This is a genomic window from Ignavibacteriales bacterium, assembly GCA_026390595.1.
Classification (GTDB): Bacteria; Bacteroidota; Ignavibacteria; order UBA10030; family UBA10030; genus UBA9647.
Window position 1 is genome coordinate 13,477 of sequence record JAPLFQ010000004.1, and the last position, 22,253, is coordinate 35,729.

General features: G+C 54.4%; 17 protein-coding genes. All 17 read left to right on the forward strand.

Annotated elements, in window-relative coordinates:
• The first annotated feature begins 12 nt into the window (after positions 1-12).
• The 17 genes from NTU47_00415 to NTU47_00495 all read left to right on the forward strand — a co-directional run bounded on the left by NTU47_00415 (position 13) and on the right by NTU47_00495 (position 22,202).
• Complete coding sequence (locus NTU47_00415; GenBank protein ID MCX6132245.1) at positions 13-1,020, forward strand: hypothetical protein; 1,008 nt, start codon at positions 13-15, stop codon at positions 1,018-1,020.
• A gap of 16 nt (positions 1,021-1,036) precedes the next feature.
• Positions 1,037-2,860 (forward strand): hypothetical protein, encoded by a 1,824-nt coding sequence (locus tag NTU47_00420; GenBank protein MCX6132246.1) that lies wholly within the window; start codon positions 1,037-1,039, stop codon positions 2,858-2,860.
• A gap of 23 nt (positions 2,861-2,883) precedes the next feature.
• Positions 2,884-3,825 carry a sugar kinase gene (locus NTU47_00425; GenBank protein MCX6132247.1) on the forward strand — a complete coding sequence of 314 codons (942 nt, stop codon included), beginning with the start codon at positions 2,884-2,886 and terminating at the stop codon, positions 3,823-3,825.
• A 59-nt stretch (positions 3,826-3,884) separates the two neighbouring features.
• A complete protein-coding gene (locus NTU47_00430; protein MCX6132248.1) occupies positions 3,885-6,566 on the forward strand; it encodes a glycosyl hydrolase-related protein in 2,682 nt (893 codons plus the stop codon).
• A gap of 116 nt (positions 6,567-6,682) precedes the next feature.
• Positions 6,683-7,507, forward strand: a complete 825-nt coding sequence (locus NTU47_00435; protein ID MCX6132249.1) for a hypothetical protein — start codon at positions 6,683-6,685, stop codon at positions 7,505-7,507.
• Between the two features lie 69 nt (positions 7,508-7,576).
• Positions 7,577-8,701, forward strand: a complete 1,125-nt coding sequence (locus tag NTU47_00440) for a Gfo/Idh/MocA family oxidoreductase (GenBank protein MCX6132250.1) — start codon at positions 7,577-7,579, stop codon at positions 8,699-8,701.
• Positions 8,686-9,960, forward strand: coding sequence for a DUF455 family protein (locus NTU47_00445; protein MCX6132251.1), 1,275 nt, complete (start codon positions 8,686-8,688; stop codon positions 9,958-9,960). The genes NTU47_00440 and NTU47_00445 overlap by 16 nt, the downstream gene beginning before the upstream one ends.
• A gap of 47 nt (positions 9,961-10,007) precedes the next feature.
• On the forward strand, positions 10,008-10,904 hold the full coding sequence (locus NTU47_00450; GenBank protein ID MCX6132252.1) for a fumarylacetoacetate hydrolase family protein: 897 nt from the start codon (positions 10,008-10,010) through the stop codon (positions 10,902-10,904).
• On the forward strand, positions 10,901-12,004 hold the full coding sequence (gene menC / locus NTU47_00455) for an o-succinylbenzoate synthase (GenBank protein MCX6132253.1): 1,104 nt from the start codon (positions 10,901-10,903) through the stop codon (positions 12,002-12,004). The genes NTU47_00450 and menC overlap by 4 nt, the downstream gene beginning before the upstream one ends.
• A gap of 49 nt (positions 12,005-12,053) precedes the next feature.
• The gene (locus NTU47_00460; protein ID MCX6132254.1) at positions 12,054-13,814 is read left to right on the forward strand and encodes a glycoside hydrolase family 3 C-terminal domain-containing protein; all 1,761 of its coding nucleotides are present in this window, start codon (positions 12,054-12,056) and stop codon (positions 13,812-13,814) included.
• 11 nt (positions 13,815-13,825) lie between these two features.
• Entirely contained in the window at positions 13,826-14,845 is a 1,020-nt protein-coding gene (locus NTU47_00465) for a hypothetical protein (GenBank protein ID MCX6132255.1), read from the forward strand.
• Between the two features lie 384 nt (positions 14,846-15,229).
• Positions 15,230-15,838, forward strand: a complete 609-nt coding sequence (locus tag NTU47_00470; protein ID MCX6132256.1) for a cyclase family protein — start codon at positions 15,230-15,232, stop codon at positions 15,836-15,838.
• 7 nt (positions 15,839-15,845) lie between these two features.
• Entirely contained in the window at positions 15,846-16,973 is a 1,128-nt protein-coding gene (locus NTU47_00475) for a M20 family metallopeptidase (GenBank protein MCX6132257.1), read from the forward strand.
• The gene (locus tag NTU47_00480) at positions 16,970-17,920 is read left to right on the forward strand and encodes an ROK family protein (GenBank protein ID MCX6132258.1); all 951 of its coding nucleotides are present in this window, start codon (positions 16,970-16,972) and stop codon (positions 17,918-17,920) included. The genes NTU47_00475 and NTU47_00480 overlap by 4 nt, the downstream gene beginning before the upstream one ends.
• Before the next feature lie 32 nt (positions 17,921-17,952).
• Positions 17,953-20,196 carry a hypothetical protein gene (locus tag NTU47_00485; protein ID MCX6132259.1) on the forward strand — a complete coding sequence of 748 codons (2,244 nt, stop codon included), beginning with the start codon at positions 17,953-17,955 and terminating at the stop codon, positions 20,194-20,196.
• A gap of 21 nt (positions 20,197-20,217) precedes the next feature.
• On the forward strand, positions 20,218-21,144 hold the full coding sequence (locus tag NTU47_00490; protein MCX6132260.1) for a 1-phosphofructokinase family hexose kinase: 927 nt from the start codon (positions 20,218-20,220) through the stop codon (positions 21,142-21,144).
• 14 nt (positions 21,145-21,158) lie between these two features.
• A complete protein-coding gene (locus NTU47_00495; GenBank protein MCX6132261.1) occupies positions 21,159-22,202 on the forward strand; it encodes a uroporphyrinogen decarboxylase family protein in 1,044 nt (347 codons plus the stop codon).
• Positions 22,203-22,253: the final 51 nt, after the last annotated feature.

Sequence of the window (22,253 nt, forward strand, 5' to 3'; positions counted from 1 at the left end):
CGAAGGTGTCGAATGAAAGCTACTCTTTTCCTGGTTGTCTTCTGTATTCTTCTTGTCGCTGTGCCGTTGGCGCTTCAGGCGCAGCAGTCTACTGTGTTTGCATCAGTTCTTTCCACGAAACTCTTTGTTGTCGGTGCTGCGAATCCTGAGACGGGGTTGTACACGCAACTGACGAACGAAGATACCGTGTGGCACCATCTGGGAGCCAAGAACATCCGGGAGTTTGGTGTGGCTGTGCATACGCCTTCAAAGGGCCAGGTCATCTGTCTGGCTTCCGGAAACGGCGTTCATAGGACCACCGATGGAGGCAAGACATGGAAAGTCACGACCGGTTGGCAGATCACCGAAGTGTTGTGTGTGATCATCGACCGTCGCGATCCGAACATCATGTTCTGCGGCACCCCATACGGGGTGTTCCGGACGCTTGATGGAGGAGCGGTCTGGTCAGAATGCAACAACGGTATCGCGGAAAAATTCACACAGTCCATCATCATCGATCACGCGAATCCGTCGGTTGTCTACTGTGCGACAGAGGACGGTGTCTATCGGAGCGAGAACAGAGGGGATGTTTGGAAGCGTACCGGTTTGAATGTCGGCGGTGTGCGTGTCGTTGTGCAGAGTCCAAAGGATGTGAATGTACTTGTCGCCGGCACGGACGACCATGGCATCTACATCACGCGCAACGGAGGCCGGTTTTGGGAAAAGAACGAAGCCGGATTGGATCATCAGACGTTTTTTACGGTCGTGTTCGATCCGTCGAACCCTCAGGTTCTCTATGCCGGGGGATATGTGACAGGCGTCTACAAGTCGATTGACGGAGGAACAAGCTGGGCGCGAAAGAATAACGGCCTGCCCGTTCTGAACATTCATTCGATTGCCGTTGATCCGACAAACAGCCAGAGGGTGTTTGCAGGATCGATGTGGGGGGGCGTGTACCGATCGGATGACGGCGGCGACACCTGGAGAAACATCGGATTGAGCGGCTCACAAGTGTGGCAGATTATTGTAGAACCTTTCTAACGAGGAAACCCGAACAATGAGACACATGACGCATGTTCTGCTTCTGACCCTTACGTTGTGCGCTGGTGCGTACGCCCAGATGGTGAATCGTGAAACCTACCTGAAGGAATTCGAAAAACGCGCAGCGTTCGTGACGTCAATCTATGACACGATACAAGCCCCGGGATATTATCAGGCCGCAGTCCGGTATGCGCACAACAAGGAGATCACCGTTGCTGACAGGATGTTCAAGGAGTTGTTGCGAGATCCGCGCGGCGATATGTTCTGGATGATTCCATGCATCGGAGCGTACCTTGTTGGAAAAGACAAAATGTCGGAAGACACCCGGGCTGTCGTCCGTAATGCCTGGAAAACGTACGCACCGTACCGCGGGGACACGGAGAATCACTGGTGCATGTACTATTCCTCTCTCTATCTTGCGGCCGAGCAATGGCCGAACCTGCCCGGGAGCGAGTGGTACAACGGAAAGTCCTCGGAAGAAAATCGCAGGGAGGCACGGGAGTATCTCATCCACTGGATGAACATCACAACGACGATCGGTCAGGGAGAATTCGTTTCGCCGGACTATTTTCCGGAGTACGCAATGCCAATGACCCTGTTGGCAGAGTTTGCGAAAGATCCCGAGATGAAAACCCGCGGCACGATGATGGTCGATTTCATCTTCGCGGATTTTGCGGCGGAACATCTCGCCGGACAATATATTGGAGGGTACAGCCGGATCTACCAGCCCGCGGTGTTCAAGCCGCTGCTCTCCGGAGCGTCGCAGTTCGCCTATCTGTATTTTGGAACCGGTGAGCCGACGAATTCAGGTTGGGTTGTTCTCCCAGCTCTCACTTCCTATCGACTGCCGGAGATCATTTACAATATCGCTCTCGATCGGAGCACGTCGTACATTCACAAGGAGCGAAAACGCGTCCGCAACGTCATTCGCTTCGGGGCCGAAAAGAACCCCCCGGTGTACAAGTATTCGTATGTGACAAAAGACTATGGGATTGGGTCTCTCCAGGGGGGCATTTTGCAGCCAATTCAGCAGCATACGTGGGGTGTGCGCTATCTCTACGGCCGTCCCTATACAACAATTTTCGGCTTACACCCGTACTGGTCAGGCTGGGAAGTTGGCATGTTTTTCCCAGAAGAGGTGAAGACGCTTATTGCCGACGTCGTGGCGTCGAAGGGAACGTATAACAATCCGGACAAATGGACAGGCGGCTCACCGTTTGAACGTACGTTTCAGCACAAGAATTCACTCATCGTTCTGTATGACATCAAACCCGGCACAACCACCGAGCACATCGATGGCTTTTTCCCGCGTAACCTTGAAGAACGCATTGTGGATCCCTCCGGCTGGATCATCTGCAAAGCAGGGGATACGTACGTTGGCTGGTATCCGTTACAGGAGTACGAGTGGAAGGAAGAGTCTGACACCCCGGCAAATTCGCTGAACGATATCGGCCGCCCGCAGCTGGAACGCGGCAAGGAAACCGGAAACTGGCGCCTGCGCAGTTACAAGCTGCAAAACGGCTATGTCATTGAAGTCCGGTCAAAAGACGAAATTGGATCCTTCGATCGCTTCAAAGCAAAACTTGCATCGCACATCCCAAAAGCAACGCTCACGCCCGGAGCTGTTTCCGTCCGGTACAGTTCGCTCGAAGGCGATAAGATGGAATTCGCGTTTCCGGAGAAACGCGTGCTGAACGGAACCTCGGTTGATCTCACGAAGACAAGGCTCTTTGACGGGCCGTTCCTGAGCGCCGATGTGGGAAGCGAGAAGCTGACCATCACCTACAAGTCCAAGAAGATGATCCTAGACTTCAAGGCAGTGAAAGTCATAGAACAATAACGCGTGAAGATTGCGCTGCAGCCATGAATCAAACGAAACATCTCGACGTTGTTGTGGCCGGCCTGGCGCTGGCTGATATCATCGGACGCCCGGTGGAGTTCAACAAACCGCCGAAGCGCGGCACGCTGAGACTTATTGATTCGATAACGCTGACGACCGGCGGCAACGTCTCCAATGTGGGCATTGATCTGGCCCGGCTCGGTTTCAGGGTCGGGGCGATCACGAGGGTGGGGAACGATCCGATCGGCCGGTTTGTCATCCAGCATTACCGGACGTTCGGGATGGATACTGAGGGGGTGACGATCGACGCCAAGGCGCAGACCTCGGCGACTATTGTCGGCGTGGGTGCCGACGGCGAGCGGACGTTTCTCCATACGCGTGGATGCATGAAGAATTTCCGGGCCCAGGATATTCTCTCACGGATTCCATTAATTCAGAAAGCTTCCATCATTGCGATCGGATACCTCGGCCTTCTCCCTGAAACCGAAAAGGAATTCAAACATCTGTTCCGCACGCTGAAACATGAGACATCGGTGAAAATTCTGCTTGATACCGCCGCGTCTCCGCACGTCACGGCAAAGGACCTCAAGGGTTTTATGCCATACGTGGATTATTTTATTCCCAGTTACGAGGAAGCAGTTGCGTTGACCGGCCGCAAGACCCCGGAATCAATTGTCGATGCCTTGTTCGATGCAGGCGCTCCGCACATCGTTGGCGTCAAACTCGCCGAGCGGGGATGCTATATATCGGATGGCCGGCACGGCAAGATGGTCAAAGCAACACGTGTCAAGAGGGTGGTCGATGCCACCGGTGCTGGTGATGCGTTTGTGGCCGGTTTTATAGCCGGAACACTGAAAGGATTGGATCCGTTCAAAGCCGCCCGCGTTGCGAACGCGGTGGCTGCAAGCTGCGTCTCTGCCGTTGGTGCGTCAACCGCAATCAGAACGTTGGGTGAATATCTGTAATCTCGTAGAGCACCGGCCTTACCGTTGAATCCAGGGTACGATTGTCTTTCATGGGTGTTATGAAAACAACATATCATATTGTATCGCATTCGCACTGGGATCGGGAGTGGTATTTTCCATTCGATCGCTTTCGGTCGATGCTTGTAGACATGATCGAAGATCTCCTGGAACTGATGGAACGAAACCCCGAGTTCAAGTCCTACACGCTCGACGGCCAAATGGCCGCCGTGATGGACTACCTTGAAATTCGTCCCGACCGGGCCGAAACGTTGCGCCGTCTGGTGGAGGAAAAAAAGCTCTTCATAGGTCCCTGGTATATCCTCAACGACGAATTTCTTTCCAGCGGTGAATCACATCTCAGGAATCTCTCCCTCGGGTTTCGTCTTGGCGAACGTCTTGGCGGCGTGATGCCGGTTGGATATATCCCGGATCAATTTGGGCACATAGCTCAAATGCCCCAGATATTGCAGGGATTTGGCATCGATACAGCGCTGATCTACAGGGGCTTTGGAGGGGAACCGGGGCAGGAGTTGTCCGAGTATTGGTGGATAAGTCCCGACGGAACACGCGTGCTCATGCACCATTTGCCGCGGGATGGATACAGCGCGGGCTATTTTGCCTCAACGGATGAGTCCGTCATTCTGCAGAAGTTTAACCGCTTGAAAAAGGAATTGGACGCGCGGGCCACCACCTCGCAGCGCCTCTTCTTCAACGGCGGCGACCATCACTGGCCCGACGAAGAAGTCACGGTGGCTCTCGCCCAATTGCGGAAGCACTTCGACGCCGATTTCAAGCACAGTAACTTTCCGGACTTTTTTGCCGCGGTCAAACATGAACTCAACGCGTCGACGTCACTCCCGCGGTTGGAGGGCGAAACGCGTTTCGGTTTCCGCTATGCGTTCGCAGTGCTGGGCGGAGTCTTCTCGAGCAGGATGTACCTCAAGCAGTTGAATGCCGAATGCGAAACACTCCTGGAACGGTATCTCGAGCCGCTCAATGTTCTCGCCGTGGCGGGCGGGCTGCGGAGCAGGGCGCCGCAGATTGAACAGGCATGGAAGTACGTGCTTCAGAACCAGGACCATGACGCGATATGCGGGACCAGCGTTGACGAGGTTCATCGCGAAATGGTGGTGCGCTACAACAAGGCAATGCAAATTGGAAACCATGTGCGAGCCGAATGTCTTGCGGCGCTGTTGCCGTATGACGAGCGCGAGCACCACGACGACCGGTTTGTATTCGTGTTTAACCCGTCGCCGTTCACACGCACGGAGGTTGTGGAGGCCGATGTAGAATTCTTCCTGCAGGACGTCGTGGTCGGTTTGAATCCTGAAGTGAACGTGGACGCGAAACGTCCTTCGGCCAAGGGATTCAAGCTCATCGACGCACGTGGAGCAGAAGTGCCGTATCAGGTGCTTCGCAGGAAAGAAGATTTTGGTGTGACGTATTCGAAGCACGACTATCCTCATCAAACGCTCGCGGACCGGTTTTCACTGATCCTTTCGGCACAGAACGTGCCGGCCCTCGGGTGGAAGGGATTGTCGGTCGTACAAACGGAAGACATGCCCCGTTACGAATCGGCGCTCCGGCTCGGCCGCAATTTCATGGAGAATGACTTTGTGCGAGTCGAGGTGGCACAGACCGGGGTTGTTTCCCTGACCGACAAGTCGACCGGGCTGAGGTTTGAAAAGATCAACTTCTTCGAAGACTCGGGTGACGTGGGGGATGAATACAATTACTCATACCCGGAACGGGATGAATGGATTGTGTCGGATCAACGTCGGGCACTTGTTTCGGTTGAGGAAGAGGGTCCCCTGCGCGTAGCGCTCAGAATTGATCATCGGATGATGGTGCCGGTGTCAGCTACGACGGATGAGAAGTCCCGTTCTTCCCAGAAAACCGAGCTCGCGATTTCCACGGTGCTGTCGATAACGCAGCTGTCGAAACGTGTAGATATCAAGACCACGGTCTTAAACTCGGTCAAGGATCATCGCCTGCGGACGCTGTTTGCCACTGGCATCACGACGGACGAGTCGATTGCAGATACGCCGTTTGCCGTTGTCAATCGCAAGCACCGGCTGTACGACACCACGCAGTTTGCGATCGAGCATCCGGCGATGGTCGCACCGATGCAGAGATTCGTAACGATACGCGACGCGCAGAAGAGTTTCACGCTGATCGTCAAGGGACTTCCCGAATACGAGCTCAAGCTCGATGAACCGGGCGTGTTGGCGTTGACATTGCTTCGATGTGTGGGAAAACTCTCAGGTCGGGAGCTGATTACACGTCCAGGCGGCGCCGCCGGATGGTGGAATGAAACACCTGATGCGCAATGCCCGGGAACGCACACGTTCGAGTATTCTGTCCTGCCTGGCACAGCCGGCGACGTTTCGGATTGGTCCTCGATCCTGAAAGAAGTCGAACTCTTCACGGTTCCTCCTCTGACCGTCAACCGGAAGAACGATCAACTGGTTCTGGAACACAGCTTTGTTTCAATAACACCAGATTCGCTCACTCTTTCGGCCCTGAAAACTGCCGATGAAAAAAGGGGAATTGTGCTCCGTGTCAGCAATCCGGTTGACCGCACGGTTCAGGGAGAAATTCACTTGAGCCTGCCGGTCAAGGAAGCGTTCAGGGCAAAAATGAACGAGGAGATTACAGAAGCGGTCCCAGTGTCGAAGGGGCACAGATTGCACATCACTGTGAAGCCGTTCGAGGTCGTTACGCTGCTGATTCATGTGTGAAATCGCCGGTGGTAAATGGCAAACGGCCAACAGTGAACAGTTGTCAACTTCAAAACCTTAAACTTGAAACTCTAAATCTAAACTTCAAACTCATAATCCAAAACTCAAAACTCGCTATGTCCACACTTCCCGGAAACCAGCTTCGCACCAGCAGAATTCTCAACCCTTCTTCAGGCAACGGTATCGTTGTTGCGATCGATCATGGTCTCTTCATCGGACCCCTTCCGGGCATCGAAGATACAAGCAAAGCGATTGATGTACTGCTGCCGGGTCAGCCTGACGCTATTCAGATGACGCCGGGGACCACGCGCGCCAATCTTCATAAATTCTACGGCAAGAACAAACCTGGCGTAATTGTCCGCCTCGATGCAACGAACATCTGGCGGAAGAAGCCCGCCCCGAAAGAAGGATACTACACGCACGTCGCAACTGTAAAAGACGCAGTTCAACTCGGAGCGGACGCCGTCGTGACATTTTTGTTTGCGGGTTACGATACCGACGCTCAGGAGGCGGATAACCTGCAGACGCTCGCACGGATCGCAGCAGAAAGCCGCGAGTACGGAATTCCCTTCATCGTGGAACCGCTGGCGATCCAGAAGGGGGCAAACGTGGTTCGCGATTTCGAAATCATGAAGCTCATCATACGCATGGCATCTGAAATCGGGGCAGACCTGATCAAAGCGGATTTTCCTGAATCGAAGAAACAATTTCAGGAACTCATCGGCGTTTCATCAGTCCCAATCCTCGTGCGAGGTGGACCAAAGATGGACTCCGACCGTGAAATGCTCCAGATGGTAAAAGATGCCATTGACTGCGGCGCCAAGGGGATTGTCTTCGGGCGCAACGTATGGCAGCATAAAGATCCTGCGAAGATTCTCAAGGCGCTGGCGGCAATTGTGCACGAAGGCCAGAATGTTACGAAAGCGTTGAAAGCGCTCTAGCCGGCAGGGTGCCGGGTGAAAGCGTGAAACAACAGTTGTGCGGCATTAACGACCGAAAGGGTTGATGTGATGCAAAAAGAAATCCGTGTTGGGTTGATTGGTTTTGGGCAAATGGGCCGCATTCACTCGTATGCCTATCGCTCGATCCCCATGTACTATGATGGCAGCCCCTGCAAGATCACGCTCAAATGTGTCTGTGACACAAACGAATCGCTTGCGAAAAAAGGGGTGGACCAGGCGGGCTTCGAGTCGTACACAACCGACTATCGAGAACTCATCGCCCGCAGCGATATTGATGTCGTCAATATCTGCACCCCGAACAAGCTGCACAAAGACTCGGTCATCGCCGCGCTCAGGGGCGGCAAGCATGTGTATTGTGAGAAGCCGCTTGCGTTCGACGAAGCGGAGGCAAAAGAAATCGTGGCAGTAGCAGATCAATCGGGCTTGAAACACCAGATAACGGCGGAATACCGTTTCATCCCCGCCATCATGAAGGCCAAAGAGCTGATCAACGCGGATTTCGTAGGGCGGGTGTTTCATTTTCGCGGCTTGTATCTGCATTCGGGTTATATCGATCCAAAACGGCCGCGTGAATGGCGCTTGGTGAAAGAAATGATCGGCGGCGGTGTGCTTGTTGATTTGGGTCCGCACATCCTGGATATCATGCAATATCTCGTCGGCGATGTTGACATGGTCTCAGCGACGATGGAAACGTTCTTCAAAGAGCGCCCGCTCCCTGAAAATCCAAAAAAGAAAGGGAAAGTGGATGTCGAAGACGCTATTACAGCGTTGCTGAGGTTCAAGAATGGCGGTATCGGGATCGCCGAAATGTCGCGTGTGGCCACAGGCGCTGAAGACGAGATGCGCTTTGAGATCAACGGTCAGACCGGAGCGCTGAAATTCAATTTGATGAACCCAAACGAGCTGCTTGCCTACAACGCGAATGATGCGAAGGGCGTACAGGGGTATAAGTCGATCAGCACGGTACAGAAGTATCCCGCTCCAGCGATCATGCCGGCTCCGAAATTCACCATGGGGTGGGTGCGGTCGCATGTGGCGGCACAATACAGTTTTCTCGACTGCGTCGTGAATGACAGAATTCCGTCACCGAATTTCCACGATGCGCTCAAGATTCACCACCTGATGGAAGCAATCTACAAGGCGGTCGAGGCAAAGCAATGGGTGAAGGTCTAAAAGGAATTGAGAATCTACTACTCGGAAACATGAAGGGAAGGCGCATGGCAGGCACGTTGACCGTTCAACAAAATCTTGAACTCCTTGGCCGCTACCGGTACGTCGAGATGCAGTGTATGGAATTGATGGGGAGCTGGGCTTATACGATGGTCGATCCGGAAATCAAGATCGGATTCGGCCGGCACATGTTTCAGGATTCCGTCCATGCGGACTTGCTGGGCAAGCGCATTCCCGAACTGAAGGGGCGGTCACAGCATTTCCATTCCATACCCCCAAGTGATGAGTTTGTCAAATTGCTTGAGAAGATCTGGATGGAATCCGACGAGCTACTGCGCATGGTTGGATTGTATCGGATCTTGAAGCCCGAACTTGTCAACGCCTATCGACGCCACATAGAGCGCCTCGAACTTCCCGCTGATGAACCGACAGGCCGCATTCTTCTGCTGATCGCCGATGAGGAGCAGGATCACATCGAGTGGGCTGACAAACTCATCGGGCGGCTCGCTTCTGACGGGAAACGGTCTGAAGAGATCGCCGCATGGCAGAAGACTCGTACACAGGAAATGCACGCAGCCGGTGGTGTTTGGGGAGAAGGAAGAAAGGGGGGCACGTACGTTTTCAAGAAGACGCATCCGTACAGCAAGCTCCCCGTTCGCGATGGTCGGTGGAACATCCTGCAAGATCCTGCGGAGTTCAAAGAGAAGGATTGGTCGTTTGACACGAACGACGGGAAACTCCATCTGCTTCACGACCTGCTGAACAGCGAATTCATCACGGTAGAGAGGATGGGGCTGATCCTGTCTGATTTTCCGGAAATACCGTGGCAGATGAAACTGGATATGGCGCGTCAGGCGTGGGATGAAGCGCGGCACGCGGAAATTGTTCAGCGACGCCTGGAAGAACTCGGCGGCCATGTTGGCATGTTTCCAACAAGTTGTTTCGGGTGGGAACAGGACGTCAATCGTCCGGACCCGCTGGAACGCCTGGCCCTTTCGAACATGACGTTCGAGAGCGAGAGCTGCAAACATCTGCGTGACTGGATAACAAAAGCGAAACGCACAGGGGATACACGTTCCCTGCAGCTTGTGGAATTTCTTCTCGCTGACGAGGTCAATCACGTCTTGTACGGTGTCCACTGGATCGACGAACTCACGAAGAACGATCCCGAGCGCCGGAAACGGGTGATGGCGTATCCTGAAGAAGTCTTGGCGAGTCAGCATCCCGTTGGTGTCTATTTCAAGGAAACAAAGAACGCCTGACCATAACCCCGGCCGGGAGACCCATTACATCCCCGAGGAAAACCGCAATGAAGGTAGCACAATTTGAAGATACGCAGGGTTACTGCATCGGCATCTTTGACAAGGGTCGATGGATCAACCTCTCCGACGCTGAAGCGGCATATACAGCGATTACGCAAAAGGTCGTCGTGGAGCCGACGACAACGATTCTTCAGCTTCTTGAAGACGGTCGCTTCGATCCGGCAGAATTCAGAGTCGTTCTACAATTCCTGGAGAAGCACAAGCTCGAGAAACAGTATCTGATCAGCAAAGACGCGGTTCTGAAGGCCCCCATCCTGCGTCCCCCAAAAATCGTCGCACTTGGTCTCAACTACGCACTCCATGCCAAGGAAGGTAACGCGGCGGTTCCGAAGGAACCGATCATCTTCATGAAGGCAGGCTCCTCGGTGATTGGTCCGGGTGATACCATCCTGCTGCCAAAAGGTTTGGGGAGAATGGATCATGAAATCGAATTGGCCGTCATCATTGGGCGGCGGACAACAGCGGCAAGGAAAAAGGACGCCCTGAGTTATGTAGCCGGCTATACGATACTGAACGACGTGACGGCGCGCGAGCTGCAGACAAGCGATCTTGAGAAGAAACACCCATGGTTTCGTTCGAAGAGCTATGATACGTTTACGCCTCTTGGCCCCTGGATCGTGACGGCAGACGAAATCGGCAGCCCGATCGAGCTCGGACTCGAATGCCGCGTCAACGGCACCGTACGTCAGAAGTCGAACACAAAGAACATGGTTTTTGACGTGCCCACGCAGATTGAATTCATCTCCAAATTCATTACCCTGGAGCCCGGCGACATCATCTCCACGGGAACCCCCCACGGGATCGGACCGATAAAACATGGCGATGAAGTCGTTTGTCGGATCAAGAATATCGGCGAACTGAAGAACCCGGTTCGGGATCGATGAAGATTGATCAGGTTACACTGACGCATGTGCGAGTCCCGCTCGTCGAGCCGTTCAGAATCAGCAACGGCGAGATCGCAGAGAAAGACGCGATCCTGGTGGGTGTGTTCAGTGGAGGACTTGTGGGATATGGAGAATCCTCTCCGATGTCAGGGTCATTCTATTCAGACGAGACCCCGGAATCGGCGTGGAACTGTCTTATGAATGATCTGATTCCCGGGTTGCTTCGAATTGCTCCTGATTCAATCGAAGAAATCAATACGCTGGTCGATCAAACGAAAGGAAACGCGTTCGCAAAGGCGGGTATCGAAACAGCCTTTTGGGATTTGCAGGCACAACAAGACGGAAAACCATTGTGTGCCGAGTTGGGAGGCAGCCGCACTAAGGTTGAATCAGGCCTTGCCGTGGGGATCTATCCGACGGTGCGGGAGCTTCTCCGGGCGATCGAGAAACATCTCGTTGAAGGGTACAAACGGGTGAAGATAAAAATTCAGCCCGGCTGGGATATGAAGCCGCTGAGCGAGGTCCGTGGAGAGTTTGGCAAGATTGCTCTGATGGTCGACGCCAATTGCGCGTATACACTGAAGGATCTTCACCATCTCAAAGCGCTCGATGATTTTGAGTTGATGATGGTTGAGCAGCCTCTTCCAAAAGACGACCTGGAAGGACATGCTGCACTGCAGGCCGTCCTGCGGACTCCGGTGTGCCTTGATGAAAGCGCGAAGGATGTTCCGACGGTGAAAAGAGCCATCGAGCTCAAGGCGTGCAAGATCGTAAACATCAAGATTCAACGCGTGGGCGGATTACAGAACGCAAAGAAAATGCATGATCTCTGCGCCGAGAATACAATACCTGTGTGGGGGGGCACGATGCCGGAGCTGGGCATCGGCGGCGCTCAGACGGTACACCTTGCCACGCTGGGGAATTTCATGTTCCCGACAGACGTAGAATCCTCGAGGAGATGGTTTGTCGATGATATTATCGAACCGCTCCTGGAAGTCCGGAATGGAATGATCTCCCTGCCGGAAAGTACGGGCAACGGCTACAAGGTCGATCCTCGCAAAGTTCAACAGTACAAAGTCCGGGAGGAGAGCTTCAGATAAACTCGGCGATGCTCGTTCGCAGAGAACAGACAAAAGGGAGCTCGGGAACGTGAGAAGAATTCTTTCATGTATTTATCTGGTGATGGTGACGGCATATATGAACGCGGACGCGCAGCAGGGCAGTTGGGTTGAATCCACGCTTGCATCGATGACGCTCGAGGAGAAAATCGGCCAGCTGTTCGCCGCCGATCTCGTGGCGGTCTATTCGAACAGAGAGAGCCCCAGCTTTCAGCTTGCGAAAGAGTTTGTGCACAAGTACCACGTCGGCGGCTTCATCCTCGCCGGTGGCACTGTGAGTGACATCGCTCTCGTCACCAATGCGTTGCAGCGTGAATCAAAACTCCCGCTTCTCATCAGCGCCGACCTGGAAGGGGGGCTTTGGTTCAATCATCCCTATCGGTGGTTGATGGGCAGGGGTCCGGAACTTCCCAGGTTTGTCGGTGGTGGAGGAACCCCGCTGCCGTCCTGCATGGCAGTCGGAGCGACCGGGAATACCCATTTTGCCTATGAATTCGGCAGAATAACCGCCCGGGAGGCTCGTGCAGTAGGCATTCACTGGATTAACGCTCCGGTGGCAGATGTGAACAGCAATCCGCACAATCCCATCGTCAATACAAGGTCTTTCGGTGAAGATCCTGCGCAGGTAGCGGCGATGGTAGAGGCATACGTACGAGGAGCCCAGGAAGAAAAGGTCATAGCGACGTTGAAACATTTTCCGGGTCATGGAGATACTGAAGAAGACACTCACATGCAGCTTCCTTCGCTGCCGTTTGATCGCGCCAGGCTTGATGCCGTGGAATTTGTGCCGTTCAAAGCGGGTATCAACGCGGGTGTGCAAGCGGTGATGACCGCGCACATAGCGCTCCCGAACGTCGATCCTGAAAAACGCCCCTCCACGCTTTCACCGGTCATCGTGACCGAACTGCTCCGTAATCATCTTGGATTCAAAGGGCTGGTCGTCACAGATGGCATGACGATGCAGGGAGTGACCGATCACTTCAGCGCTGCTGAGGCGGCTATCCGCGCGATCGAAGCCGGCGACGATGTCGTTCTGGTACCGGCTGATTTTGCGCAGGCGTACAATGGTGTGCTCGGCGCAGTGCGCTCGGGCCGGATATCACTGGCACGCGTTGAAGAGTCTGTCCGTCGCGTGCTCGCGGCGAAGGTGTGGGTAGGCATCGACCGCGCGCGAACCGTCAATGTCGAGAATATCTCGAACATCGTGGCGCCGCCGGAATCAGAGAGAATTGCCGATTCCATGTTCAGCGCTGCTGTCACGCTTCTGAGGAATCAGGGAAACGTCCTGCCGCTTTCCCCTGCGGCGCGAGTTCTGGTTGTCACGGTGACCGACGAGCCGAACCTTCAAATTGGCGACGCGTTGGCCAGCGTGTTGAAAACGAAGCATCAGTCAGTTGCCCTGTCACACGTGTGGAATGAATCTTCGCCTGATGCGATCAGCCGCATCATCGCCGAGGCTCAGACCGCCGACATCATCGTCGCGGGGATCTATCTCTCCGTAGGAGCCTGGAAAGGACAACTTGGTTTCTCACCGGAGCTGCGGAAGTTCTTTGACAAGCTTTCAACGTTGAAGAAACCAGTGGTGACCATAGCCTTTGGTGATCCCTACGTTATCGAGAAGCTTCCAACGACTGATGTAATCATAGCAACATACACTGGCGTGCGGAAGGCGGAAGAAGCGGCCGCAAATGTATTGCTCGGCAAATCCGAGGTGAAGGGGAAACTCCCCGTCACCATTCCCGGGAAGTTCACACGAGGCGACGGGATTCACCTTACTCCCATTGCACGGTAAGAGAACGTCACATGTCTCTGACAACTCAATTTCTAGGTTTGACACTTCAAAGCCCGGTTCTTGTCGCGTCCGGTCCTGCCAGTCACGACGTGAATCAAATACGACTGGCCGAAGAACAGAAGTCAGGGGCCGTGGTCTTGAAAACCGCCTGCTCGGACAAATTCGAACACATGCGGTCGTGGCCGAGGCCGCGCTACAAGATGCTCGACTGGGACAAACAAATCGCCGGTCGATCAAAACACTTCAGCCTCTATTCATACGAACAGGGCTACAGCGGGACGCTGAAAGACTATTGGGAATTTATCCGAGTCAGCAAGAGCCATGCTTCGATACCGATCATCGGAAGCATCTTCGCCGATGAAGCCCGCGATTGGTCTGAGATGGCGAAGAACGTCGAGCAGAACGGGGCAGACGCGATCGAACTGGATATCTCGTCGCCGCACAGACCCGGTAGCGTTGCGTTCGAAACAACGTTCGTCAGCGCAATCAAGATTGTCGTAAAGTCCGTGCACATCCCCGTGCTCGTAAAGCTGACGCCGGGTCAGGAAGTTGTCCAGCAGTGTCTGGTCGCGCAGGAGTGCGGCGCGTCGGCGGTGACACTCTGTAATCGCATACGAGGCATCGACGTCGACATTGAGAGTCAGCGTCCGATCCTGCACGGTTACTATGCGGGAATTGGAGGGCCCTGGGCGAAGTACTACACGCTCCGCCACGTGGCAGAGGCCGCACAGGAAATCACGATTCCTATCAGCGGCACCGGGGGTATCATAAGCGGTGAGGATGTCATCAAATACGTGCTGCTGGGGGCATCCACCGTTCAGATTCTTTCGGTTATCATGGTCAATGGCTGGAATTCCATCTCGCAGATCAACGGGGAGATCGAAGAATATCTGAGGCAAAAAGGCCTGAATTCATTGGAGCAAATACGCGGAAAGGCGCTTGAGGCGCTTGCGCGTCCCGAAGAGATCATTCGATGGTCGGGGGAACCGAAAACAGGAGCGCGCAACGACTGGAAGGAACTGAAGAAGTAGGTGGGATTGGCATCCGCGCAGGCGGACCGCTCTCCACTCAACTTAACGAGTAATGGGACAACAAAGAAAATATCCGGGGCTGCCTCCTCTTCCACCCCCTTTTGTCAAAGATTTTCCGCCAATCGCGGTAGTCGTGGAAGAAAAGTGTATCGCGTGTGATCGCTGTCCACCGATCTGCTTTTTCGATGCGATTGTAATGGAGAATCGCCCGGGGCATCCCTACAAGCGTACGGCAGTCGTCATTCCGGAGAACTGCACCGGTTGTGGACTCTGCTTTGAAGCCTGCCCAACAGACGCGTTTCTCTGGATCCCGGATAATACCGCGGAGAGCCGGTCTCCGAAGGCCCCGCACAAGTCCGACAGGGACATTGATATATGAATGTTGTGGATTTAACACATCCGATCAGCGTGGAGACACCCGTCTATTTTCCATGGCATCCCGCAACCGAGATTGAGCAGACGGCCACGTATCAGGAACATCGATGCGAGGTACGCCGCTTGAGTTTCGGGAGCCACAGCGGGACTCACATCGACGCGCCGAGCCACGTCTTCGAGGGCAAGCCGACGCTGGATCAGTATGATCCTGCTCTGTGGTATGTGGATGCGCAGGTTCTGGATTTCACCGGACGTGCGCCCAGTGAGAAGATCACGAAGGAAGAAATCCGCGCCAAGTTCCACACGAAGTCAATCGGGGTTGTTGTGAAAACGGGATGGGATGTCCGGTTTGGGCAGAAAGATTACTACGCTACCTACCCGCCTCTTTCGAATGAAGCGGCGGAGTACCTGGTTGACATGAACATTCGCGTGCTCGCCGCGGATACGCCGTTCACGCTCGACGTGCACTACATCATCCTGGGGCATGGCATACCATTGATAACGAATTTGAACAACACGGCCCGGCTGAAGGAAGGAATGATCAAGCTCATCTCGGCCCCATTGCTCATCAAAGGGGGCGATGGCGCTCCGGCCCGAGTATTGGCAGTCACCGCATAACCTGATCATGGATCAAGTAGTATCACTTCTTTCCGATCTTGTCGCAATCCCGAGCATGAACCCAATGGGAAGGGGACGCACGGGACCGGAGTATTGCGAACAATCGATTGCTGAGTTCGTCCGGGGAATCCTCGTTCAGAATTCGATCGACTGTGAACTGCAACAGGTGCTCCCGGGCCGGCCAAACGTTGTCGGCCATGTCAACGTTGGTGCAGCGCGGACGATCATGCTCGAAGCGCACCTCGACACCGTGCAGGTGGATACGATGGCTGTCGAACCGTTCACGCCCGTCATTCGCGGCGGTCGGCTCTATGGCCGGGGATCGTGTGATACCAAGGGATCAATGGCAGCGTTCCTGCAGGCAGCCATACGGTCCATGAAAACACCTGAACGGCTGCGGTACAATATCGTCCTCCTCTTTGTCGCTGATGAAGAATATCGATTCACCGGAGCGCAGCACGCCGTAAGGAATGGGCTGAAGGCAGATTTTGGCATTGCGGGGGAACCGACCCAGCTCAGAATTGTGCGGGCACACAAGGGTGTCACACGCTGGAAAATATTCACGACAGGCCTGGCGGCGCACTCCGCATATCCGGAGCGCGGAAAAAATTCCATCTATGCGATGTCGCACATTGTCAACCGGCTTGAGCGATATGCTGCAGAATTGTACGCGCGCCACGCTCATCCTGTGCTTGGCGCTCCATCGCTCAGCGTTGGCGTCATCGAGGGGGGACAGGCGGTCAATATCGTTCCGGACCGGTGCTCGATTGAATTGGACCGTCGAACACTACCGGGCGAAAGCATGCAAAGCGTCCTCGACCCGGTCCGGGCGTTGTTACAAGACCTCTCCGATTGGGAGATGAAGGAACCCTACTTGTCCGTTGCAGGCATGGAGGTATTGCTCGGAGCTCCCGTCGTTGAAGCTTTGGCGAACTCCATCCACGCAGTGCTTGGCGATGCTGCAACCGAAGGTGCGCAGTACGCCACGGACGCCGGCATCTACAACGCCGCCGGGATTCCGACGATCGTTTTTGGTCCCGGGGACATTGCCCAGGCACATACCGAATCGGAATTCATCGACCTTTCTCAACTGGATCTGGCCGTGGCCATTATCGAGAGGCTCCTGACTACATGATTCTTGGACTCGACATCGGCGGGACGAAAACAGCGGTAGTCGTGGGAACATCGCGCGGTGAAATTCTCTCTCGCCGGCAGTTCACAACGGCTTCGGAGCGCGGCTTCGAGAACGTGTTCGACGAGCTTTCCATGACTATCACTCAGGTGCTGGCGAGTGCACCGGAGCCCGTGAAAGCGATCAGCGTTTCGGTCGGTGGTCCACTCGACGTGCTGAAGGGGATCATCAATTCTCCCCCCAATCTCCCCGGATGGAACAATATTCCCTTGAAGGATCTCCTCACAAACAAGTTCTCTCTCCCTGTGTTTGTAGAACACGACGGCAACGCCGGAGCGCTTGCGGAGTTCTACTTCGGTGCCGGCAGAGGATTCCGCAATATTGTCTTTCTGACTATGGGCACAGGCCTCGGGGCCGGGTTGATTCTTGACGGCAGGGTGTACAGAGGAACGACGGACACGGCGGGAGAGGTAGGGCACATACGTATCGCCGAGGACGGTCCGCTCTGCTACGGGAAAAGTGGATCATTGGAAGGATATGGAAGCGGCACCGGCATAGCGAGGCTTGCGCATATGATGTTCCCGTCTCTGTGGGGCGGCTCGGCAACCGTATTGGATGTGTATGTCGCTTTGAAGCAGGGATCGCCCGAAGCGAAGCAGGTGTTCGAACGTGCGGCTACGTACCTGGGACGCGGGTTCGCGATGATCACGGATTTCATCAATCCTCAGCGCATTATACTTGGAGGACTGGGCTTGCGGATTGCGGATGCGTTTCTCCCGTTCGCAGATGCAGTGTTTCGCCAGGAGGCTCTGCCGCAGTCGGGCGCCGCATGCAGTATTGTTCCTGCCCAATTGGGGGAAGCCATCGGTGACGTTGCGTCGCTGTGCGCTGCTCTCGATCAGGGCGGTATGATTGACAACTCGGTACCATTCAGGGGAGGTTCACATTGATTGTTATTGATTACTTCCGGAAGGCATGTGCGATGAAACGGTCAGTCGCAGTCATGGTAATCCTGCTCGCGGGGGCATGCAGCGCGCTCTCGCAGAAGTCTCTCTACCTCGATCAGATCAAGAAATCAGTAGATCGGGGCTGGCAGGAATACCCCGCACAAATCGAGCAATGGAAGAAGAACTATCAGCCAAGTGTCCTCTGGGGATACAACCCTCCGGGAGGACCCGCATACCTCGCCGGTGCGCTCGGCTTTTTGTATGAAGAAACGAAAGACATCAGCTGCGCGAAGAAAGCCGCGGAAATTCTGGCGTCGTATGGCGATCTGCGCAACAGCTATCCGAAGGACTACGCCAGGACCCGGGCTGAATATGTCAACGGCATTCCGGCCATATCGAATTTCTTTTTCATGCCCCCGTTCATCCGTGCCTATTTGAGGATCAAGGACTGCGGTGTGCTCGATCAGAACACGCGCAAGAACATCGAAGAGAATGTTGCCGGCAGCGCTGATTTCATTTTCTATTTCCCTGAATGGGGGACGCACAACCGCGCAATGCTCCGCGCAGAAGCGCTTATGTATGCCGCACTGGCCATGCCGAACCATCCGCATGCGGAGAAGTGGAATCACATGGCGCAGATCCTTGGAGACGACAATCTGAAGCAATGGGAGATCGAAGACGCCACGGTGTACCATCCGGTTTGGCTGACGGCGCTCTACTCGTATGCGGATGCGGCGGGCAGGAAAGAGCTGTTCGATTCGCCGCTGACGAAATACTATCCGCAATACTATCAGAAACTCATCGGTCCACAAGGGACCATCCCCGAATTCGGCGATGCCCGATGGTCCTCAGGATGGGATGGACTCCGCTGGGTGGCGATATTCGAGAAGGCAGCGGCTGTGTACAAAGATCCCCAATTGAAATGGGCAGCACAATCTGTGCTCGAATCGTTCAACAAGAGAGGGGGAGTGGTGGGGGTCGGCGAAGCGTATTACCTGGCCGATGCGTATCGGTGGACGGACGAAACCGTGAAGCCGCAAAAACCGGTCAGTCTTTCACAGGAAGTGCTTGACGACCTTGTCGGCAAGAAGATCGTTTTTCGAAACGGATGGGATCCAACAAGCACCTATATGCTTCTGAATTACAGGGATGAAGGAGACGGCGGGCTGCTCTATCGGGATTTTCTCCGCCAGACAATCTCAGTGGAAGAAGAAAAGATGCACCACGGACACGCGGATGAAAACAGCATACCCCTGCTGATGAGCGAAGGATCGGTTCTCCTGCATGATGCAGATTACCGGAGCGATCTCCCGAGCGGCCCGTACGGAGCGTGGCGGCAGGACTATTTTCACAACCGGCTCATTGCCCGTCCGGGCAAGCGCGACAGTCGGCAAGGACTGCTCGAGTTTGTTCAGAATTCCGGATCGTATCGGGCCGTCCGGACACAAAAGATCGATTTTCTCAACCTGAAGGAAGTGGACATGAGCCGGACAAGGCTCGTCGACCAGGACCTTGGATATCAATCGGACCGGGTGATCACGTACATCAAAGAAGAAGGATGGTTCGTGGTCGTCGATGCAATAAAGATTCTCCGGTCCGGGTATTTCACGTTTGCGAATCTGTGGCATGCGCAAACAATACTGGAAAAAGGAAAAGACTATCTCGATATCGTAACCGATTCGATCCAGGGGCAAAAATTCCCTTCGTCGAGATCGCTGCTCCTGGTGTTTCCTGAGGCGTATCAGAAAACTCTCGGCGTCGAGCCGATCTCCCGGAGCACACAGAAGGAGAATGCGGTATTCCAAACAGTTTCAAGCCAGTACAAAGCCGGTGACACCGAACTGTTTGTCACCGTTCTTATCCCTCACACCCGTGGAGAAAAATTGGATGGACTGAAATCCAGGGTAAAACTCATCGATGTCAGTGCGCCCTACAAAGCTGTGGGGCTTGAAATCAAGAGGGGCGGTCGTTCATCGTATCTTTGTGTAAAAGTCGACCTCGACATGGATATCGCAAGGGAGAATGTTCGTCCCCGCTATCTCTACACACTCGGCAAAGTTGGATACGGCGATATCGAAACAGACGCCAGTTATCTGTTTGCGACTGTCAACAATGGAAGAGTGGCATACTCGGCTTCAAACGTTCTTAAAGTACTCTATAAGAACAAGCCGATGTTCGAAGCTCTTGCCAACAGCCATCCGCTGCAGCTCGACGGAACCACCGAACGCATCGGGTACGTGAAATGGAGATATTGGGAAGACACGGTCGAATACAAGTAAGCATCCTCCGGCTGTATTGATATGATTCTTACGATCACACTGAATCCCATGCTCGACAAGACCGTTCACATCGAGCGGCTGGAACGGGGCCTCATCCATCGGGCAAAAGCCATGGAAATGGTCCCGGGAGGCAAAGGTATTAACGTTTCCCGGCAGCTGAAGCGTTTGGGCATCAAGACTCTCGCGACGGGATTTCTGGGGGGAGAGGTCGGAGGTGTTATGGCCCGGCTCCTGAGCCAGGAAAAGGTCGATCATGATTTTATCATGACGGATGCAATGACGCGGGATGGGGTTACATACCTAGAACCTGACGGAACGTGGACAGCAATGTTTGAGCCGTCGCTCGGAATCGATGTCCTGTATGTGCACGAACTCAACAAGAAGATTGCATCACTACTATCCACGAGCACCTGGATCGTCTGTGGAGGAAGTTCGCCGGGTCATGAAGCGGACGATCTGTTCTATGAGGCAATTGTGATGGCGCACAAAACGGGCGTGCCCAGCGTGCTCGATTCGTATGGGAAGGCCTTCGAGCTCGCTATGAAGGCACCGCCGACACTGGTCAAGCCGAATAAAAGAGAGTTCGAAGTCACATACGGCAGGACACTGCACACTCCGGCCGATCACGTTGATGCGATAAATTTCCTGTTCGCAAAAGGGGCTCGCTATTGCATCATCTCAGATGGGGGAGCATCGTTTTTCGCCGGTGTTCAGGGGCATTATTGGAGAATCACGCCACCCGCAGTGAAAGCGGTGAACGCCACCGGTTCGGGGGATGCCATGATTGCCGGGATCCTTTATGGTTTTCGCCAGGGGTGGAAATTTGAGCGATGCCTCGCGTTCGGAACAGCTGCCGGCGCCGCAAATGCCCGGGTCTGGGATGTGGCATCGCTGGCGTTGGAAGACATTACCAGGCTGGAATCTGAAGTCGTCATGCAGCGAATCTGAGGATATGAATCGGCATGAATAATCGCTATCTGAGTGTTCTCAATGGGGAAACCCCAGATCAAGTCCCTTTTCTGCCTGCCATCTACGAACACAAAGCATGGTTTGTGGGGGAGACACCATCGCGGGTGGCCCGTGATGCTCGCTTGCTGACAACGGCTATGCTGGCGGAATATGAACGTGTCCAGGCGGATGCACTCATCCTCGGCATCGATGTGTACAACGTCGAAGCAGAAGCGCTCGGTTGCTCCGTGACGTACTATGAGGGAAACGATAACTCTGTCCCCGCCATTGGATCTCACGGTGCTGTCTTTCACGGATCGGACGATATAGCGTCTCTCAGGATGCCGGACCCGCAAAAGGACGGCAGAATGCCGTTGAACCTTGAAGCGGCCCAAAATGTTATAAAGGTGCTTGGGAAGGAAATCCCGATACGTGGCGCGGTCTCGGGACCGTTCTCGCTTGCGGCGCATCTGGCTGGCCCGGGAAATTTCTTCCTGCTTCTGATGATGAAGCCAGATCTGGTCAAAGCCCTGCTGAAGTTTGCGTCGGAAGTCATCAAACAGTACGGAAAGGCGTTTATTGAGCTGGGGTGTGGCGTCGTTGTGTTTGATTCGCACGCTTCACCCGATCTCCTCTCGCCGGACATGTACCGCGAGTTCGTGTTGCCGCCGACACAGGAGATCATCACGCACTTCCATGAGCTTGGTGTGCGGCATGTCCCGCTGATTATCGGCGGCAACACCACAAAAATCCTGGATGCGTATCTTGAGACCGGTGCAAACAATATCCTTTGCGACACAAAAGCGGATGTCCGGGAATTCCTTGAACGATGTTCAAAAACACGGCGAGCATTCCGCCGTAACATCAGCTCATCGGATTTTCTTGAAATCACCTCGGACGAAGTTCGTCAGCGTGCGCTCAAGAGCCTTGAAGAATCAAATGGCTATCCGGGATTCATCCTCGGATCTGCAGTTCTGCCATACGGGACTCCGGTCTCCCATCTGACCGCGATGCGGGAAGCGATACAAGAATACAAGACACGAGCCGTCTCGGGCTGAAAGTCCGTTTGACGAAACAGGAACACCCTCATTCACCGATCAAGAAGAAAA

Bases quoted from the DNA above. Each gene is read 5' to 3' on its own strand.
- menC (MCX6132253.1), top strand. From the start codon at position 10,901: ATGAAGATTGATCAGGTTACACTGACGCATGTGCGAGTCCCGCTCGTC.
- NTU47_00495 (MCX6132261.1), top strand. From the start codon at position 21,159: ATGAATAATCGCTATCTGAGTGTTCTCAATGGGGAAACCCCAGATCAA.
- NTU47_00485 (MCX6132259.1), top strand. From the start codon at position 17,953: ATGAAACGGTCAGTCGCAGTCATGGTAATCCTGCTCGCGGGGGCATGC.
- NTU47_00480 (MCX6132258.1), top strand. From the start codon at position 16,970: ATGATTCTTGGACTCGACATCGGCGGGACGAAAACAGCGGTAGTCGTG.
- NTU47_00465 (MCX6132255.1), top strand. From the start codon at position 13,826: ATGTCTCTGACAACTCAATTTCTAGGTTTGACACTTCAAAGCCCGGTT.
- NTU47_00430 (MCX6132248.1), top strand. From the start codon at position 3,885: ATGAAAACAACATATCATATTGTATCGCATTCGCACTGGGATCGGGAG.
- NTU47_00420 (MCX6132246.1), top strand. From the start codon at position 1,037: ATGAGACACATGACGCATGTTCTGCTTCTGACCCTTACGTTGTGCGCT.
- NTU47_00440 (MCX6132250.1), top strand. From the start codon at position 7,577: ATGCAAAAAGAAATCCGTGTTGGGTTGATTGGTTTTGGGCAAATGGGC.
- NTU47_00435 (MCX6132249.1), top strand. From the start codon at position 6,683: ATGTCCACACTTCCCGGAAACCAGCTTCGCACCAGCAGAATTCTCAAC.
- NTU47_00475 (MCX6132257.1), top strand. From the start codon at position 15,846: ATGGATCAAGTAGTATCACTTCTTTCCGATCTTGTCGCAATCCCGAGC.
- NTU47_00425 (MCX6132247.1), top strand. From the start codon at position 2,884: ATGAATCAAACGAAACATCTCGACGTTGTTGTGGCCGGCCTGGCGCTG.
- NTU47_00490 (MCX6132260.1), top strand. From the start codon at position 20,218: ATGATTCTTACGATCACACTGAATCCCATGCTCGACAAGACCGTTCAC.
- NTU47_00450 (MCX6132252.1), top strand. From the start codon at position 10,008: ATGAAGGTAGCACAATTTGAAGATACGCAGGGTTACTGCATCGGCATC.
- NTU47_00415 (MCX6132245.1), top strand. From the start codon at position 13: ATGAAAGCTACTCTTTTCCTGGTTGTCTTCTGTATTCTTCTTGTCGCT.
- NTU47_00445 (MCX6132251.1), top strand. From the start codon at position 8,686: ATGGGTGAAGGTCTAAAAGGAATTGAGAATCTACTACTCGGAAACATG.